Consider the following 17233-nt stretch of genomic DNA (forward strand, 5'->3'; position numbering starts at 1 on the left):
TGAGGCGTTCGCGCAAGGAGTCTCAGCCGGCGCTCTGAGCGACGAGCGACGGCAGGAAGAGCGTGATCGCGGGCACGAAGAAGAGGATCGCCGAGACCACGAGATCCATCAGCATGAGCGGCAGCACGCCCTTGAACACCGTCTCGGTGCGCACGCCCGTGGCCCCGGAGACGACGAAGCACGTCATGCCGACCGGTGGCGTCACCATGCCGATCGCCGTGAGCTTCACGACCATGAGGCCGAGCCAGATGCCGTCGAAGCCGAGCTCCATCGCGATCGGATAGATGATCGGGATCGTGATGATGAGCACCGAGATCTCGTCGAGGGCGGTGCCGAGCGGCAGCAGGAGCAGCAGGAGCAGCCCGATCGTCAGCAGCGGCGGCACGTCGAGCCCCGCGACCCAGCTGGTCACGGTGTCGGGCACGTGGGCCGCGATGAGGAAGGTCGAGAACACGCTCGAGCCGACGAGGATCATGAACACCATCGACGTGGTCTGCGCCGTGTCGAGCAGTGCGCCCTTCACGTTGCCCCACATGGTGCTCCAGCCGTCGCGCCGGAACTCCCAGAGCAGGATGAGGAGCGCCACGAACGCGGCGATCGCGGCCGACTCGGTCGAGGTGAAGACGCCGGAGAACATGCCGCCGAGGATGATCAGGAAGATCACGCTCAGGCGCACGAGCCCCCGCCACGGCAGGGTGCGCAGCGTGCGGCCGTAGACCTGCTGCACGGCCTCCGTGTCCGGGGTGCCCGGAGGCAGCGCGGCGGCGGCCGCGGTCGGCTCCGCGGTGCGGGCGCGACTCGCGCCGCGCGCCTCGGCGGCGTCGGAGTGCGCGACCGCGACCGCCTCGGCGAGCGTCGCCTCGGGCCGCACGATCTGCCGGTGCCCGACGACCAGGATGTACACGATGTAGCCGAGCGCCGAGAGCACGCCCGGGATGATGCCCGCGGCGAGGATCTGCGCGACCGACTCGCCCGTCATGATCGCGTACAGCACGAGGAAGGTGCTCGGCGGGATCACGACGCCGAGGGTGCCGGCGATGGCCACGATGCCCGTCGCGAGCGCCGCGGGGTAGCCGTAGGCGCGCATCTGGCCGACCGACAGCTTCGACATGGTGGCGGCCGTGCCGATGCTCGACCCCGAGACCGCCGAGAAGCCCGCGCACGCCATGACGGTGGCGACGCCGAGGCCTCCCGGAAAGCGGCTGACCATGTGGTTCGCGACCGCGAACACGTGCTCCGCGATCCGGGCCCGCATGGCGAACATGCCCATGAGTATGAACATGGGGATGATCGTCAGCGAGAAGCTCGCGGTCGCGCTGAAGGGCACGGAGCCGAGCACGTTCGTGGTGTAGCCGGTGCCCTGCAGGATGCCGAGGCCCAGCGCGCCCGAGAGGGCGAGCGAGAGGGCGACCGGCATGCGCAGCATCAGCAGCACGAGCAGCAGCACGACGATCGTGAGCACGATCACTGTGACGAGCATGACGGGTCTCCTGTCCGAGGTGTGGAACGGGGGCGGGCGCTACGCATCGAGCACCACCTCCGCGTCTTCTCCGTAGGCGGTGCGGCCGCGGATCACGCGCACCAGGTTGACGAGCGCGACGATCGCCCAGAACAGCACGCCGGCCGCGATGATCCAGCGCAGCGGCCAGATGGGCCACTGCACGAGGCCGAAGCGGGTCTCGCTCATGCTCGTCGACTGCACGGCGCGCGCGAGGAGGGCGGCGGTCATCCAGGCGAGGATCACGGCGTTGAGCGCCCAGATGAGCACCGACACCGCCCGCGCGAGGCCGGGCTTCAAGCGGTCGGTGACGATCGTGACGGCTACATGGCCGCCCTGGATCGAGGTCCACGCGAGGCCGAGGAACACCGACGCGACGAGCGCCGTCTCGGCGATCTCCATCATGCCGGGCAGGCTCGCGCGGGTGGTCCAGCGCACGAGCACGTCGATCACGGTCGCGAGCATGAGCACCACGAGGGCGCCCGCCGCGATGACGCCGAGCGCGGCGCTGCACCGCTTCAGCCAGCGGTCGAAGGCCGACCCGCCGGGTTCTGCCGAGGTCTCCATGGCGCGCCCTAGCGGTCCCGCCAGAACTCGAAGGCGCGCGTGTGGTCCACGTTGCCGAGGGCGTCCAGCGCCTCGCCCATGACGCGGGTCACGGCGTCGCAGACGGGCGCCTCGCGGCCGGCGGCCTGCTGCACCCGCTGCGCGATCCTCACGTCCTTCGTGAAGAGCGGCAGCGCGAAGCCGCTCGCGTACTGCTCGCCCACGACGTGCGCGGGCAGCACGTGGGTGGTGACGAAGCTCTGCCCCGTCGAGGCGTTGAACACCTCGACCATCACATCGGGGTCGAGGCCGAAGTCGGCGCCCGCGGCGAGCGCCTCGGAGGCCGCGGTGAACGCCGCCGCGGCCACGAAGTTGTTGAGGGCCTTCATCGCGTGCCCGGTGCCCAGCCTGCCGGTGCGGAAGATGCGCGAGCTCATCGTCTCGATCACGGGGATCGCCCGCTCGGCCGCGGCGGCGTCGTCGGCGCCGAGCATGATCGAGAGGGTGCCGTCGACCGCTCGTTCCCGCGCACCCGACACGGGGGCGTCGACGAGGGCGTACCCCGCGCGGTGCAGCGCCTCGCCCGTCTCGACGGTCTCGGTCGGATCCGACGAGCTCATGTCGACGAAGACCGTGCCGGGGCGGGCCGGGATACGGGGGGCGCCGTCGCCGTCGAGCAGCGCCTCGCGCACGATGGCGCTGGTCGGCAGCATCATGACGATCACCTCGCGATCGGCGAGGTCTGCGACGCGCTCCACGGCCGACGCGCCGACGCGTCCCGCGAGCTCTCGCGCACGGTCGTGATCGACGTCGAACAGGGCCAGGTCGAACTCCCCCGACGCCGCGATGTTGCTGGACATGGGGTCGCCCATCGTGCCCAGACCGATGAAGCCGACCCGTATGATCCGCTCGTTCATGTCGTTGCTCCTCTCCCGCACCCGCTAGGGGCGCTCCGCTTCCCCGTCGAGATCCAGCGCGATGCCCCGCTCCTCGAGGATCTCCTCGAGCGCGCGCAGCCCCTCGACCGCGGCGGGGATGCCGCAGTAGAGGATCGAGTGCACGACGACCTCGCGCAGCTCGACCGGGGAGACGCCGTTGGCCAGCGCACCGCGCGCGTGCACCCGCAGCTCGTGCGACTTGCCCTGCGCGATCAGCATCGCGAACGTGATGCGGCTGCGCTCGGCGTACGAGAGCCCGTCGCGCTGCCAGATATCGCCGAAGCAGTACCGGGTGACGAAGTCCTGCAGCTTGTCGTTGAGGTCGGTGGTGTGCTCCACCTGACCCTCCGCCCCCTCGGGTCCGAACATGGTGCGTCGCTGACGCAGGCCGACGTCGTACAGCTCGTCTCGGATCACGATCCACTCCTTCGAAGATTCGCCGCGGCCGCGTCGCCGCGCTGCTCATCAGTGTGCCCGAGGCGGCGGGCGCGTCACTTGTCCGCTGCCGCAGTCCCGCTGGCAGATCGCGCAGCCCGTCGCGCGGCCCGCCGCCCGGGCTGGAAGCGGCGGCAGGTTGGTCGTACTCTTGCACACGGACGATGATGTTCAACGGGCAAGGAGGCATGCCGATGTCGGCGCACGATCCCCAGTATTCGATGGAGTCGCACGAGTCGGTCGGATTCGACGAGTGGGTGCGGCTGGTCGGCAACCGCTTCGTGCCGCTCGCGCTGTCGACCGGCTCGCCCGAGACCTTCACGGGCACGATCCGCACCCGCACCATCGGCGGCATCTGCGTCACCGACATCGCCGCGTCGTCGCACAGCGTGCACCGGCTCTCGAACGCCATCCGCCGCGACAAGAACGACCACCTCAAGCTGAGCATGCAGCTCGAGGGCACCGGTCTCGTGATGCAGGACGGTCGCAGCGCCCACCTCAACCCGGGCGACGCCGCCATCTACGACACGTCGCGCCCCTACACCCTCGAGTACGGCGGGCCCATGCGGTCGCTCGTCATGCTCTTCCCCCACTCCATGCTGGGGCTCTCGGCGAGCATGGTGCACACGGTCACCGCGGCGCGGCTCGCGGGCGACACGGGGATCGGCCGCGTGATCTGCCCCTTCATGCAGCACATGGCCGAGAACCTCGACCAGCTCGAGGGCGTGAACGGCTCGCGCATCATGCACAGCGCCTTCGAGCTCATCACGGCGCTGCTCTCGTCCGAGATCCAGGCGACGTCGACGCGCGACGAGCACGGCGTGGCGTTCGAGTCGGTGCGCATGTACATCGACTCGCACCTCTGCGACCCCGATCTCAACACCGACTCCATCGCGAAGACCCACTTCATCTCCACGCGCCAGCTGCAGTACCTGTTCCAGGAGGAGGGGCTCACCGTCTCGGGCTACATCCGGTCGCGGCGCCTCGAGCGCTGCCGCATCGACCTCGAGGACTCCGCGCTGCAGGAGCGCACGGTGCTGCAGATCGCGCAGGCCGGGGGGTTCGTCGACCTCAGCCACTTCAGCAAGCTCTTCAAGTCGACCTACGGTCGCACGCCGCGCGAGCACCGACTCGCGCATCTCCGCGCAGTCCCGCTTCAATGACCCGATCCGGAGGCCTCCCCCGTAGAATGTGGGCAAGCGACGAAGGGATCGAGATGACCGCGAGTAGCGAGCACCGGGCACACATCGAAGAGGCGCTGCTGGACGGCGCGAGGATCTCCCGGGTGATCAGCCTCGACCTCGGAGAGGTCGACGGCGAACTCATGGTCGCGGCGAAGGTGGACCTCGATCCCGATCTCACGATGCGCGAGGTCTCGTTCGTGCTGCACCAGGCCAAGCGCCGGGTGCAGGCCGCGGTCGCCGAGGTCGCCGTGATCTACCTCGAGCCCGACGTCTACCTCGACCCGAACGCGGCGACGCCGTCGACCAGCTCCATCGTCACGCTGTCGTACGACTGACCCGTCGGGCACCGAGAGTTCACCGGCGCGTCACGCGCCGAGCCCCACGAGGACATCCGCGCTCCCTAGCGTGGTGTCGGATCGGCACCGCCCCGGGCGGTGCCGCGAGCGCCGGCCCGGCGATCCGCACCCACGTCACGAAAGGGAATCCACGTGAATTCTCGCGCACTCCTGCGCTCCGCAGCCCTGGTCACCACCGCCCTCCTGCTGGGCGGCACCCTCGCGGCCTGCTCCTCGAACGGCGACGGCGACGACACCGCTTCTGGGAGCGTCGTCGATGCCTCGACCGCCACCAGCGCCGCCGATCTCGGCGGCTTCGACGCGCTCGTCGAGGCCGCTCAGGCCGAGGGCGAGCTCAACGTGATCGCGCTGCCCGAGGACTGGGCCAACTACGGCGCGATCATCGCCGGCTTCGAGGAGGAGTACGGCATCACGGTCAACTCCGCGTCGCCCGACGCGTCGAGCGCCGAGGAGATCCAGGCCGCCGAGAACCTCAAGGGCCAGGACACCGCCCCCGACGTCTTCGATCTCGGCGCGGCCGTCGCGCTCGAGAACACCGACAAGTTCGCGCCCTACAAGGTCGAGACCTGGGATGACATCCCCGACGAGAACAAGCACCCCGAAGGGCTCTGGGTGAACAACTACTCGGGCGTCATGTCGATCGGCTACGACAGCGACAAGCTGCCCGAGCCCACCTCGCTCGACGATCTGCTGAGCGACGACTACCGCGGTGCGGTCGCGCTGAACGGCGACCCGACGCAGGCCGGTGCGGCGTTCGCCGCGGTGGGCTGGATCGCGGCGCTGAACGGCGGCGGCGTCGACGACTTCGGCCCCGGCATCGACTTCGTGGGTCAGCTGCGCGGAGCGGGCAACTTCCTCACCCTCGACCCCACGCCCGCGACCATCGCGTCGGGCGAGACCCCGGCCGTGTTCGACTGGTCGTTCAACAACGTCGCCGCCGCGGCCGACAAGCCGAGCTGGAAGACCACGGTCATCCCCGGCGCCGCGTACGTCAGCTTCTACAACGAGGCCATCAATGCCGACGCCCCGCACCCGGCGGCCGCCCGCCTCTGGCAGGAGTGGATCTTCTCGGACGAGGCGCAGGCCCTGTTCCTCGAGGGGAACGCCGTGCCCGTGCGCGTCGACGCCCTGAAGGCCTCGGGCGCCGCCGATGAGGGTCTCATCGAGGCAGCGACGTTCGGAACGGAGGGCGACGACTGGATCTCGCCCGACCAGGCGCAGACCGAGGCCGCGAACGCGGTGCTCGCCGAGCGCTGGGCCGCGACGATCAAGTGACGGCTCGCGGCGCCCCGCGCCTCCCGGTCGAGCCGGGTCGCGCGGGGCGCCGCTCCGCTTCCCTCATGAAGTCGCGCATCCTCCCGGCACTCGGGCTCGCCCCGTTCGCGGCCTACGTGCTGCTGTTCCTCGCCGTGCCCACGCTGCTCGCCATCGGCAGCGGGTTCTTCGACGACGAGGGGTTCACCCTCGACAACCTGGGCGCGCTGCTCGCCCCCGCCACGCTCGAGGCGTTCGGCGCCAGCGTCTGGGTGAGCGCCCTCACCGCCGCCATCGGCGCGGTGGTGGGAGCGGTGCTCTGCTGGGCCCTCGCGGCTCTGCCCGAGACGGGGCCGCTGCGCCGGGTCGTCGACTCGGCCAGCTCCGTGCTGGCGCAGTTCGGCGGTGTCATGCTCGCCTTCGCGTTCATCGCGACCATCGGCATCCAAGGCATCGTCACGGTGCTGCTGCGCGAGCGGGGCGGGGTCGACATCTATTCGGGCGGCGTCTGGCTCTACGAGCTGCCCGGCCTCATCCTGCCCTATCTCTACTTCCAGGTGCCCCTCATGGTCATCACCTTCCTGCCCGCCGTCAGCGCGCTGCGTCCGGGCTGGGCAGAGGCGGTCGCCACGCTGGGCGGGTCGAGCGGCGCGTACTGGCTGCGGGTCGGCCTGCCGGTGCTCGCGCCCGCCTTCCTCGGCTCGCTGCTGCTGCTGTTCGCCAACGCGTTCTCGTCGTACGCGACCGCGGCGGCGCTCATCAGCCAGGGCTCGCAGATCGTGCCGCTGCAGATCCGCGCCGCCCTCATCGGCGAGACCGGCGGCAGCAGCGCGAGCACGGCGGGCGCCCTCGCGCTCGGCATGATCGTCGTGATGACCGCGGTGATGCTCGTCTACGGGCGGCTCATGGCGCGCGCCGCGAGGTGGCAGCGATGAGCGCGCGAGTGCCCGGGCGCCCCTCGCCCGTCGCCGCCCGCATCGTCGTCGCGGTCGTCGGCGGCCTCTTCCTGATCCCGCTGGTCGCCATGCTCGAGTTCACACTGCGGCAGACCGCCGGCGGCTACGGCCTCGAGCACTGGGCGGCGCTGTTCGATCCCGAGAACGCGCGCAGGTACCGCACGCTGTTCCAGGGCATCGGCAACTCCTTCGCGCTCGCGGCCATCGCACTCGCGATCGTGCTCGTGCTGTTCTTCCCCACGATCGTGCTGGTGCACCTGCGCTTCCCGCGCCTCGAGCGCGCGCTCGACCTGCTCACCGTGCTGCCGATCGCGATCCCCGCGATCGTGCTCGTGGTGGGCTTCGCACCCGTCTACCGGGTGATCGGGCAGCTGTTCGGGTCGGGGGTCTGGACGCTGGGACTCGCCTACGGCGTGCTCGTGCTGCCGTTCGCGTACCGCGCCATCGTGGCCGATCTGCAGGGCATGGACGCCCGCACCCGCGCCGAGGCCGCCCGGTCGCTCGGCGCGGGCTGGGGCACCGTGCTCGTGCGGGTCATCGCGCCGGGCGTGCGGCGAGGCCTGCTCGCCGCCTCGCTGCTCACCATCGCGATCGTGCTCGGCGAGTTCACCGTCTCGTCGCTGCTCAACCGCACGACCCTGCAGGTCGCGCTGCTGCAGGTGTCGAAGTCCGACCCGTTCGCGGCCGTCATCGTCTCGCTGCTCTCGCTCATCGGCGCCTTCGCCGTGCTGCTCGCGGTGAGCAGCACCGGATCGGCGACGCGGCGACGCGCGCGACGCGTCGGCGGCCCCGTCGCGGGCGCGCTCGCCGCACCCGGCGCCCCGGCCGCGCCCGCCCCCGTTTCCGCCACCGCCAAGGAGTCCTGACGTGTCCACCGATCCCTCGACCACCGGTTCCTCGGTCCGCCTGGAGCGGGTCGCCAAGTCCTACGGCTCCACCACGGTGCTGCACGGCGTCGACCTCGAGCTCGCCCCCGGAGAGCTGATCTGCCTGCTCGGCCCCTCGGGCTGCGGCAAGACGACCGCGCTGCGCTGCATCGCCGGGCTCGAGCCCGTCTCGGGCGGCCGCGTGCTCATCGGCGGCGACGACGTCACGGAGGTGCCCGTGAACCGCCGCGACATCGGCATGGTCTTCCAGCAGTACTCGCTCTTCCCCCACCTCACGGTGGCGCGCAACGTCGAGTTCGGCCTCGAGATGCGGCGCGTGCCGAGGGCCGAGCGGGCGGCGCGCAGCGCCGACCTGCTCGACATCGTGGGCCTCTCGCACCTCGCCGAGCGCTTTCCGCACGAGCTGTCGGGCGGCCAGCAGCAGCGCGTGGCGCTCGCCCGCGCCCTCGTCACCCGGCCGCGGGCCCTGCTGCTCGACGAGCCGCTCTCGGCGCTCGACGCCAAGGTGCGCGTGCGGCTGCGCGAGCAGATCCGGCTCATCCAGACCGAGCTCGGCATCACGACCGTGTTCGTCACCCACGATCAGGAGGAGGCGCTCGCCGTCTCGGACCGGGTCGCCGTGATGGAGGGCGGCCGGATCGCGCAGCTCGGCACGCCCGAAGAGCTCTACCGCCGCCCCGCGTCGCCCTTCGTGGCCGACTTCGTGGGGCTCTCGAACCGGGTCGACGGCCGACTCGAGGGCGATCGGGTGATCGTGCGCGGCGCCGAACTCCCCGTCGTGGCGCCGCCCGCGACCGGCGGCGCCGAGGTTCGGGTCTACGTGCGCCCGGAGCACGTGCGGCTCGGGGCCGGCTCCCAGCGGGGCGCGGGGCAGCTCGACGCAGTGGTGGTGTCGAGCGGATTCCTCGGGCCGATCCGACGCACCATCGTGCAGTTCGCAGACGGCGACACGCTCGCGGTGCAGCACGGCGCCGAGGCGGCCTACGGGGCGGGCGACCGCGTGCGGGTGTCGTTCGCCGCGGAGCCCGTGACGGTGGCGCCGCGGAGCTGATCGACGCGCCGCGCGCCCGCGGTGAGGGGTCCGGCTCCGGTGCGGCCTCGGAACGCCGCGGTCGCACCGGAGCCGGAGCCCTCACCGACGCTGCTCGAAGAACTCCCGCAGCAGCGCGGCGCTCTGCTCGGCGCGCACCCCGGACACCACCTCGGGCACCGGGTGCGGCAGGCGGCCGTCGCGCAGCAGGTCGTAGACGCTGCCCGCGGCCCCGGCCTTCTCGTCCCACGCGCCGAACACGACCCGCGGCAGGCGCGCGGCGAGGATCGCCCCCGCGCACATCGCGCACGGCTCCAGGGTGACCACGAGCGTGCAGTCGTCGAGCACCCGGTCGCCGAGGGCCCGCGCCGCCTCGCGGATGGCGATGACCTCGGCGTGGCCCGTCGGATCCGGATCGCCCTCGCGCGCGTTGCGGCCCGTGCCGAGCAGCGAGCCCTGCGGCCCCAGCAGCACCGCGCCCACGGGGATCTCCCCCTCGCCGGCGGCGCGGCGCGCCTCCGCGAGCGCGAGGTCCATCGCGGCGAGGTCGCCTGGCGATGGAGGGAAGGGGGGCACGGCAATAGGATAGGCGCATGCGAGTCTTCGTTGCGGATCATCCGCTGATCACCCACAAGCTGACGGTGCTGCGCGACGAGAACACGCCGCAGCCCACGTTCCGGCTGCTCATCGAGGAGCTCATGACGCTGCTCGCCTACGAGGCCACCCGCGAGGTGCGCGTCGAGCCGCACGGGATCGTCACGCCTGTCTCCCCCACCACCGGGGTGCGCCTCAGCGAGCCGCTGCCGCTCATCGTGCCGATCCTGCGCGCCGGTCTCGGCATGCTCGAGGGCATGGTGAAGCTCGTGCCCACCGCCGAGGTGGGCTTCCTCGGCATGGTGCGCGACGAGCAGACGCTCGAGCCCACCACCTACGCCGAGCGGCTGCCCGACTCCCTGGCGGGCCGCCAGTGCTTCGTGCTCGACCCCATGCTCGCGACCGGCGGGTCGCTCGCCGCGGCCATCGAGTTCCTGTTCGCGCGCGGCGCCGACGACGTCACCGCGATCTGCGTGCTCGGCACCCCCGAGGGCGTCGAGGTGATCCGCAAGGCCGCCGGCGACCGCAAGGTGACCCTCGTGCTCGGCGCGCTCGACGAGGGGCTCAACGAGCAGGCGTACATCGTGCCGGGCCTCGGCGACGCGGGCGACCGCCTCTACGGCACTGTCGACCACTGACCGTTCCCCGAGCCGCGCTCTTGGTCGCGCCCGGTCGCGGGGTGTGGACGACCGTCGGCTCGGATCTCACCGATACCTCGGATCGGATCGCTCCTTCTCGACCGAAGGAAGGGTGGGACCCGATGATCCGGTCGAGCCCTTCCGCTCGCGAGGCTGCGGGCTCCCGCTTGACACGGCGAGCAATGCTTTGCTTAACTGTGCCTTATGCATGAGACCATTCGCACCCAGTCCGCCTTCGAGGTGAACTTTGGGCAGACCGGCATGATGATGGCCGGTCAGGGTGTCATGCGCTGTCGAATGTGCATGTGAACGACTTCTGAACCTCGTTCGCCCCGCCGAGCCCACCGGCTCGGCACTCGCGTGAATCGTCGAGCCCCGCGTCGATCCCCGGATCCGCAGCTCGATTCGCACCCCGCGAGCCCGGCCGGTCCCGGCCCGCTCGCAGCATCGCACCCCGCGGCCACGGCCGCACCGCCGCACCCCACCCCGGCTCGACTTCCGGCACGCGGCACGACAGCTCCGAAGGACATCATCATGAACGCCACCACCGCCCAGGCCGCCCGCACCGCCCAGACCCTCCGCTCGGCCCGCCCCGATCTCGCCGCCGAGCTCCCGTCTCAGGCCTCCCCCGAGCGCAACGTGCCCGAGGGCACCGAGGTGCGCGGCTTCGCCCTCTACGTGGGGCTCGCCGACGACAAGATCGCCGACGGCGACCCCAAGCTCGGCGCCATCGTCACCCGCATCAAGCAGCTCGTCGCCGAGCTCGCCCCCGCGGCCGAGACCTACGCCGCCGTGGCGCTCGCACCCGAGGGCACCGGCGGCCGCGACGTCGACGTGGTGCGGCTCGCACTCGGCGATCCTGCCGCGCACGCCCGCCAGAAGCAGCACGAGGCCGAGACCGACGACCGCGTCGCCGGCGGCGTGGTGCTCGACCTCTCCCGCAAGCGCGTGCTGCTCGACAACGTGCCCGCCGCCCTCACCTTCCGCGAGTTCGAGCTGCTGCAGTACCTCGTGCTGCGCGAGGGCCGCACCATCAGCCGCGAAGAGCTCATCACCGGCCTGTGGAGCGACGCCCCCGCCGACGAGGTGCCGAGCGAGCGCACCATCGACGTGCACGTGCGCCGCCTGCGCGTGAAGCTCGCCCAGTACCAGGACATCGTGCGCACGGTGCGCGGCACGGGGTACCGCTTCGACCGCCACGCCGACGTCTCGATCCTGCACACCGCCGCGCCGAGCCCCGACGTGTTCTGAGCGCCGCCGCAGAATGCGCGGTGCGGGCCAGCCGCCATCCTGAGTCTTTCCGCGACCCCCCGCCCTGCGGTAACGTCGTAGGAGTTCCGCCGTCCCGAAGGAGACCCACCATGACCACGTTGCCCCCGAGGATCAGAACTCCTCCGGCTCCGCCGAGCAGCCGCAGAGTCCCGCCCCTCCCGCCCCGGGCGGCGAGGCGCCGGGCAACGCCGCGCCGAGCGCACCGCAGGCCCCCGAGCAGCCGCAGTACCAGCCGCCCCAGCCGCCGGTGCCGCCGCAGCAGCCCCAGTACCAGGCTCCCCAGCAGCCGCAGTACCAGGCGCCGCCCGCCGGCGGTCAGGCCCCGCCCCCCGGCGGCTACCAGCAGCCGCCCGCGGGCTACCAGCAGCCCGTCGCCGATCCGGCCAACACGATCACCCTGAACTACTGGCTCTCGGTGTTCTTCACCTGGATCCCGGCGCTGATCTTCTACCTCACCGAGAAGGACAAGGGCAACCCGCGCGCCCTCGCGTTCCACCGCGACAACCTCAACTTCTCGCTGCTGCGCACGGGCATCTACGTGATCGTCCTGATCGGCAGCTTCATCCCCTACCTGAACTTCATCATCGTTCCGGTGGCGTGGATCGCGCAGGTCGTGTTCTTCGTGTTCCACATCATCGCCGCGGTCAAGGCGCCCGAGGCGTACCGCACCGGCAATGCGAAGGCGTTCGCCTTCAACCTCGACCTCGTCAAGTAAGCGACGACGCCCCGGAGGGCGGTTCGTCGGGTTCGCGGGCTTCGGCCTTGCGGGCCCGACGAGCCGCCCTCCACGCGTTCCAGCGCTCCCAGAACCGGGCGAGCACTTTGCGCAGCCATCCGAGCAGTCTGCGCGCCCAGTGGTACTCGGTGCCGAGGATGGTGAGCCCGATGAAGACGATCAGCCAGCCGGGTCCGGGCAGGGGCACGAGGATGAGCCCGACGATCACCACGAGCACGCCGAGCACGGTGACGGCGACCTTGTAGGCGGTGTTCAGCCAGGGGCGGCGGCGGATCATCGCGCGCCACCGCTCCATGAGGCGTCCGAAGCGCTTGCTCAGCCGTCGGGCGCGCTCCGCGTCGTCGGCGTAGGGGTCGGACATAGGCACGAGGATACGGCTTCGGGCTGGACGGAAGCCAAGGATCGCCGCGCGGCGATGACCGCGGGCGCGCCGCATCGCACCGCCGCTCGGGCGCGGTTCAGTCGGCGAAGAGCTCGCCGATCTGCCCGCCCAGTTCGCGCCACTGCTGCGCCGACGACGAGGCGGCGCCCGCGGCGTCGCCCGCGGCGATGAGGTCGAGCAGCGCGACGTGGTGGTGCACGGTGTTCGGCGCGCCGAGCCGCGAGCTGAACTTGCGGAAGAGGATGCGCTGCACGTGCGGGTCGAGCTGCGACATCACGCGCATGAGCACGGGGTTCTCGGCGTACTCCCGCAGCGCCTGGTGGAAGGTGACATCGGCGTCGAGCACGGCCGCGGCCGATCCCGAGCGGATGGCCTCCGCGAAGCGGTCGTTCATGCGCTGCAGCTCGGCGAGCTGGGCCGGGCCGATGTTGGGCACGGCCTGCTCGACGGCGAGCCGGTCGAGCGACTGCAGGATCTCGAGTGTGCGCTCGACCGATCGTGCGGTGAGCGTGGTGACCCGGGTGTGCGCGCTCGGCTTCGATTCGGCGAGCCCGAGATCGACGAGCCGGTTCACGGCCTCGCGCACCGGCGTGCGCGAGAGCCCCAGCTGCGCGGCCAGTTCGGCGTCGCGGATGCGGGCGCCCGGCGCCAGGTCCTCGCGGATGATCGCTTCGAGCAGACGCTGGAAGGCCACGTCGCTCAGACGGCGGCGCTCGACGGTTCGCAACTGCTCCATGGTGCCCAAATGTAACGCAGTTCGCCCGGCCTCTTGCTTCGACGCTCGGAGTCTGTCAAAATTCGATACATTGAATCCGATATATTGGTTTCGTGATCGCAAGGAGGCGAGAATGACGGATCGTACCGCTCCCAGGAGCCCGGGATCGCCCGGCACCGGGCTCGTGGGGGTCATCGGCGGCATGGGGCCGCTCGCGACCGTCGACTTCTACCGCCGCATCGTCGCCGCGAGCCCCGCCGCACGCGACCAGGACCACCTGCCCCTCATCATCTGGGGCGACCCGCGCATCCCCGACCGCAGCGACGCCCTCACCGCCGACGGAGCCGACCCGACACCCGCCATCCGAGCCGCCGCGCTCTCCCTCGTCGCGGCCGGTGCCGAGCGGCTCGTCGTCGCCTGCAACACCGCGCACGTCTTCCTCGACCGCGCACTGCAGGGCGTCGACGTGCCGCTCATCAGCCTCGTCGACGAGACCGTGCGCGTCGCCGCCGAGCGCGAGATCGGCGGCGAGGGCGTCGCGATCCTCGCCACCGACGGCACGATCGCCTCCGGCGTCTACCAGCGGGCCTTCGCCGCCGCCGGAGTGCCCGCGTTCGCGCCGCCGGAGTCGCTGCAGCGGCGCGTCATGCAGGCGATCCGCGATGTGAAGTCCGGCGACCTCGATGCGGCCTCGGCGCTGCTCGGCGACGCCGCCGGCGAACTGCGCGAGACGGGCGCCGGCGCGCTGCTCGCGGCCTGCACCGAGCTGCCCTCCGTGCTCGGCGCCGAGTTCGCGGGCCTGCCCGTGCTCGACCCGATGGCGCTCACCGCCGCCGCCCTCGTGCGTCAGCAGCAGAGGAGCCCGAGCCATGCTTGACCGCTCCGCCGCCGTCGCCCTGCCCGGCCAGCGCCGCGCGCCGGGCAACATGACCATCAGCGAGCCGCCGCTCCACCCGCTGGGCGCGGGGCCCGAGCCCACCGGTCCGCTCGCGGGCACCCGCCTCATCGTCAAGGACAACATCGACGCCGCGGGCTACGTCACCACCTGCGGATCCCGGGCCTACGACCCCGAGCCCGCCGCGGCGAGCGCCCCCGCCGTCGCGCGCCTCGTGAACGCGGGGGCCCGCGTCGTGGGCAAGGCGAACCTCGACGAGTTCGCGTGGGGCGTCACGGGTGAGAACACGCACTGGGGCCGCATCGCGAACCCCGCGCACCCCGGGCTCACGGCCGGCGGATCGAGCGGCGGCACGGCAGCCATGATCGCCGCGGGCCTCGCCGACATCGGCCTGGGCACCGACACCGCGGGTTCGATCCGCATCCCCGCCGCCTGCTGCGGGATCGTCGGCCTGCGCCCCCGCACCGGCACGACGCCGGTCGACGGGATACACCCGCTCGCCCCCTCGTTCGACGTGGTCGGCCCGATGGCGCGCGACGTCGGGCTGCTGATCCTGGCGTGGGAGGCGATGAGCGGCGCACACGGCGCCGGGAGCGCGGGCGGCGAGCTGCGCGCAGGCCGCGCCCCCCCCTCGAGGCCCCCCGCGTCGCGGCGATGCGGCTTCCCGGCTGGCCGGCGCCCGCCACCCCCGAGCACTGGGGCCCGATCGCGCGCATCGACGTCGACCGCGCGGCCCTCGAACCGTTCTGGACGGTGATGCACGACGAGTCGTACCGCACCCACCGCGCCAGGTACGAGGCGGGCGCCGAGGGCTACGGCCCCGCAATCCGCGCGAAGCTCGCCGCCGCGGCCGCCTCTGCCGGCGACGTCGACGCCGCGAGGACCCGCCTCGCGGCGCACCGCGACGCGTTCGCCCGCGTGCTCGACGCGCACGACGCGGTGCTCGTCCCCGCCCTCGGCAGGAGCATCCCCGCCGCCGGGGTCGACGAGGCGACGATCCGGGCCGAGCTCGGATGGCCATCGGCCCTGTTCTCGGCGCTCGACGCCGCGGTCGCCTGCGTCGGCGGCCTGCAGATCGTCGCCCGCGACGAGGCGACCGCGCTCGAATGCGCGAGACAGTTCGAAGCCGCGCTCGGGCGCGGAGCACACCCGCATGCGGCACACGCGCATGCAGATCGGAGCGGATCATGACCGAAGCGCGCGACGAGACGACGGCGCTCATCAGCATGCGAGGCGTCGACACGTACTACGGCGACCACCACGTGCTCAAGCAGATCGACCTGCAACTCGCCCCGGGCGAGGTGGTGGTGGTCGTGGGCCCGTCGGGGTCCGGCAAGTCGACGCTCTGCCGATCGATCAATCGCCTCGAACCGATCCGTGCGGGCGAGATCCGCATCGGCGGCGAGCTGCTGCCCGAGGAGGGGCGCGCCCTCACCCGGCTGCGGGCGCGGGTCGGCATGGTCTTCCAGCAGTTCAACCTCTTCGCGCACCAGACCGTCGAGGAGAACATCATGTTCGCGCCCACCCGCGTGCGCGGCGTGCCGCGGGCCGAGGCGCGGGCCACCGCCGAACGGCTCCTCGAGCGCGTCGGGCTCACGGCCCACGCGAAGAAGCACCCGCACCAGCTCTCGGGCGGTCAGCAGCAGCGCGTGGCGATCGCCCGCGCGCTCGCGATGCAGCCCGAGGCGCTGCTCTTCGACGAGCCCACGAGCGCCCTCGACCCCGAGATGGTGCAGGAGGTGCTCGACGTGATGACCGAGCTCGCCCGCGAGGGCATGACCATGCTCGTGGTGACGCACGAGATGGGCTTCGCCCGCAAGGTCGCCGACCGCCTGCTGTTCATGGACGACGGGCGCATCGTCGAGGACACCACACCCGAGTCGTTCTTCACCCGACCCGCATCGGCGCGCGGCAGGGAGTTCCTGTCGCGCGTGCTGCAGCACTGAAACGCAATCCCCACCAACATCACCACAGCATCAAAGGAGAACTGTCATGTTGCACCGTACCCGTACCGCCGCGGCGCTCGCCGCTCTCGCAGCCGGCGCGCTGCTGCTCACCGCGTGCTCGGGAGGCGACTCCGGATCGGCCGGAGCCGAGGCGCCCGCCGTCGCGAGCTCGACCGACTTCCCCGAGGGCTCGACCATGGCGCGCCTCGCCGAGGCCGGCACCGTCACGATCGGCACCAAGTTCGACCAGCCGCTCTTCGGCCTGAAGGGGCTCGACAACCAGCCCACCGGTTTCGACGTCGAGATCGGCAAGATCATCGCCGGCGAGCTCGGCATCCCCGCCGACAAGATCGACTTCATCGAGACGAACACCAAGGTGCGCGACGAGGCGGTGATGTCGGGCAAGGCCGACATGGTCATCGCCACCTACATGATCACCGAGGAGCGCCAGGAGCGCGTCACCTTCGCGGGCACCTACTACAACGCCGGCACGCTCACCATGGCGCTCGCCGACAACGACGCCATCACCGGCATCGAGTCGGTCGGCGACCCGTCGGTGAAGGTGTGCGGCGCGACCGGATCCGCCGACCTCGACGCGATCTCCGAGCACCTCGCCGATCCCGACGCCCAGCTCGTGCTCTTCGACGTCTACTCGAAGTGCGCCGACGCGCTGCGCACCGGCCAGGTCGACGCCATCGCCGCCGACAGCACGATCCTGCTCGGCCTCGCCGACGAGGCCGACGGCGAGTTCAAGATCGTCGGCGAGTCGTACCTCGACCAGCTCTTCGGCATCGGCATCACGAAGGGCGACGTGGAGTTCTGCGAGTTCATCGACGACACCCTGAACGCCGCCGTCGAGGACGGCCGCTTCGCCGAGGCGTGGAAGCGCACGGCCGGCACCGTCGTGCCCGAGGTGCCCTCGCTGCCCGAGTTCATCCCCTGCGCCTAGCGTCCGGCCGCCGCGCGCGTCG

General features: G+C 71.7%; 21 protein-coding genes. 14 read left to right on the forward strand and 7 right to left on the reverse strand.

Features of this window, described 5'->3' with window-relative positions; all coding sequences use genetic code 11:
* Positions 1-22 precede the first annotated feature (22 nt).
* From Leucomu_RS13975 to Leucomu_RS13990, 4 genes are read right to left on the reverse strand one after another with little or no spacing between them, the layout of a single operon-like run.
* Positions 23-1480, reverse strand: coding sequence for a TRAP transporter large permease (locus Leucomu_RS13975; protein ID WP_017882627.1), 1458 nt, complete (start codon positions 1478-1480; stop codon positions 23-25).
* Positions 1481-1519: 39 nt separating this feature from the next.
* A complete protein-coding gene (locus Leucomu_RS13980; protein WP_128387585.1) occupies positions 1520-2065 on the reverse strand; it encodes a TRAP transporter small permease in 546 nt (181 codons plus the stop codon).
* Positions 2066-2073: 8 nt separating this feature from the next.
* Positions 2074-2961, reverse strand: a complete 888-nt coding sequence (locus tag Leucomu_RS13985; protein ID WP_128387586.1) for an NAD(P)-dependent oxidoreductase — start codon at positions 2959-2961, stop codon at positions 2074-2076.
* 24 nt (positions 2962-2985) lie between these two features.
* Positions 2986-3399, reverse strand: a complete 414-nt coding sequence (locus tag Leucomu_RS13990; protein WP_017882624.1) for a carboxymuconolactone decarboxylase family protein — start codon at positions 3397-3399, stop codon at positions 2986-2988.
* A gap of 212 nt (positions 3400-3611) precedes the next feature.
* Here Leucomu_RS13990 and Leucomu_RS13995 point away from each other — a divergent pair, with 212 nt between their 5' ends.
* The 6 genes from Leucomu_RS13995 to Leucomu_RS14020 all read left to right on the forward strand — a co-directional run bounded on the left by Leucomu_RS13995 (position 3612) and on the right by Leucomu_RS14020 (position 9105).
* Positions 3612-4580 carry an AraC-like ligand-binding domain-containing protein gene (locus Leucomu_RS13995; protein WP_164884576.1) on the forward strand — a complete coding sequence of 323 codons (969 nt, stop codon included), beginning with the start codon at positions 3612-3614 and terminating at the stop codon, positions 4578-4580.
* 53 nt (positions 4581-4633) lie between these two features.
* Positions 4634-4936: a hypothetical protein gene (locus tag Leucomu_RS14000; protein WP_128387588.1), complete on the forward strand. Its 303-nt coding sequence runs from the start codon at positions 4634-4636 to the stop codon at positions 4934-4936.
* Positions 4937-5089: 153 nt separating this feature from the next.
* Positions 5090-6232: an ABC transporter substrate-binding protein gene (locus Leucomu_RS14005; protein ID WP_128387589.1), complete on the forward strand. Its 1143-nt coding sequence runs from the start codon at positions 5090-5092 to the stop codon at positions 6230-6232.
* A 65-nt stretch (positions 6233-6297) separates the two neighbouring features.
* The gene (locus tag Leucomu_RS14010) at positions 6298-7146 is read left to right on the forward strand and encodes an ABC transporter permease (RefSeq protein ID WP_128387590.1); all 849 of its coding nucleotides are present in this window, start codon (positions 6298-6300) and stop codon (positions 7144-7146) included.
* Complete coding sequence (locus Leucomu_RS14015) at positions 7143-8033, forward strand: ABC transporter permease (protein ID WP_128387591.1); 891 nt, start codon at positions 7143-7145, stop codon at positions 8031-8033. Before Leucomu_RS14010 ends, Leucomu_RS14015 begins: the two co-directional genes overlap by 4 nt.
* A 1-nt stretch (position 8034) precedes the next feature.
* The gene (locus Leucomu_RS14020) at positions 8035-9105 is read left to right on the forward strand and encodes an ABC transporter ATP-binding protein (protein WP_128387592.1); all 1071 of its coding nucleotides are present in this window, start codon (positions 8035-8037) and stop codon (positions 9103-9105) included.
* 81 nt (positions 9106-9186) lie between these two features.
* On the opposite strand, the gene Leucomu_RS14025 is transcribed toward Leucomu_RS14020, so the two are convergent.
* A complete protein-coding gene (locus Leucomu_RS14025) occupies positions 9187-9621 on the reverse strand; it encodes a nucleoside deaminase (RefSeq protein WP_128387891.1) in 435 nt (144 codons plus the stop codon).
* A gap of 56 nt (positions 9622-9677) precedes the next feature.
* Between Leucomu_RS14025 and upp the strand changes: the two genes are divergently transcribed.
* The 3 genes from upp to Leucomu_RS15785 all read left to right on the forward strand — a co-directional run bounded on the left by upp (position 9678) and on the right by Leucomu_RS15785 (position 12303).
* Positions 9678-10316 carry a uracil phosphoribosyltransferase gene (upp, locus tag Leucomu_RS14030; protein WP_017882616.1) on the forward strand — a complete coding sequence of 213 codons (639 nt, stop codon included), beginning with the start codon at positions 9678-9680 and terminating at the stop codon, positions 10314-10316.
* A 534-nt stretch (positions 10317-10850) separates the two neighbouring features.
* On the forward strand, positions 10851-11567 hold the full coding sequence (locus Leucomu_RS14035) for a winged helix-turn-helix domain-containing protein (protein ID WP_017882614.1): 717 nt from the start codon (positions 10851-10853) through the stop codon (positions 11565-11567).
* 268 nt (positions 11568-11835) lie between these two features.
* The gene (locus Leucomu_RS15785) at positions 11836-12303 is read left to right on the forward strand and encodes a DUF4870 domain-containing protein (RefSeq protein ID WP_128387593.1); all 468 of its coding nucleotides are present in this window, start codon (positions 11836-11838) and stop codon (positions 12301-12303) included.
* Here the strand turns inward: Leucomu_RS15785 and Leucomu_RS14045 are convergent.
* Both Leucomu_RS14045 and Leucomu_RS14050 read right to left on the reverse strand, forming a co-directional pair.
* The gene (locus Leucomu_RS14045) at positions 12296-12685 is read right to left on the reverse strand and encodes a TIGR02611 family protein (RefSeq protein ID WP_017882613.1); all 390 of its coding nucleotides are present in this window, start codon (positions 12683-12685) and stop codon (positions 12296-12298) included. The two genes, Leucomu_RS15785 and Leucomu_RS14045, sit on opposite strands and share 8 nt — an antisense overlap.
* A gap of 97 nt (positions 12686-12782) precedes the next feature.
* Positions 12783-13442, reverse strand: a complete 660-nt coding sequence (locus Leucomu_RS14050; protein ID WP_017882612.1) for a GntR family transcriptional regulator — start codon at positions 13440-13442, stop codon at positions 12783-12785.
* A gap of 112 nt (positions 13443-13554) precedes the next feature.
* Between Leucomu_RS14050 and cuyB the strand changes: the two genes are divergently transcribed.
* From cuyB to Leucomu_RS14075, 5 genes are read left to right on the forward strand one after another with little or no spacing between them, the layout of a single operon-like run.
* A complete protein-coding gene (gene cuyB / locus Leucomu_RS14055; protein WP_128387594.1) occupies positions 13555-14298 on the forward strand; it encodes a cysteate racemase in 744 nt (247 codons plus the stop codon).
* On the forward strand, positions 14291-15073 hold the full coding sequence (locus tag Leucomu_RS14060; protein ID WP_128387595.1) for an amidase family protein: 783 nt from the start codon (positions 14291-14293) through the stop codon (positions 15071-15073). The genes cuyB and Leucomu_RS14060 overlap by 8 nt, the downstream gene beginning before the upstream one ends.
* Positions 15073-15507: a hypothetical protein gene (locus Leucomu_RS14065; RefSeq protein WP_128387596.1), complete on the forward strand. Its 435-nt coding sequence runs from the start codon at positions 15073-15075 to the stop codon at positions 15505-15507. Before Leucomu_RS14060 ends, Leucomu_RS14065 begins: the two co-directional genes overlap by 1 nt.
* On the forward strand, positions 15504-16262 hold the full coding sequence (locus Leucomu_RS14070) for an amino acid ABC transporter ATP-binding protein (protein ID WP_128387597.1): 759 nt from the start codon (positions 15504-15506) through the stop codon (positions 16260-16262). Before Leucomu_RS14065 ends, Leucomu_RS14070 begins: the two co-directional genes overlap by 4 nt.
* Positions 16263-16308: 46 nt before the next feature.
* A complete protein-coding gene (locus tag Leucomu_RS14075; RefSeq protein ID WP_128387598.1) occupies positions 16309-17211 on the forward strand; it encodes a transporter substrate-binding domain-containing protein in 903 nt (300 codons plus the stop codon).
* The last annotated feature ends 22 nt before the right edge of the window (positions 17212-17233 follow it).

The sequence above is a fragment of the Leucobacter muris genome (assembly GCF_004028235.1).
Taxonomy (GTDB): Bacteria; Actinomycetota; Actinomycetes; order Actinomycetales; family Microbacteriaceae; genus Leucobacter; species Leucobacter muris.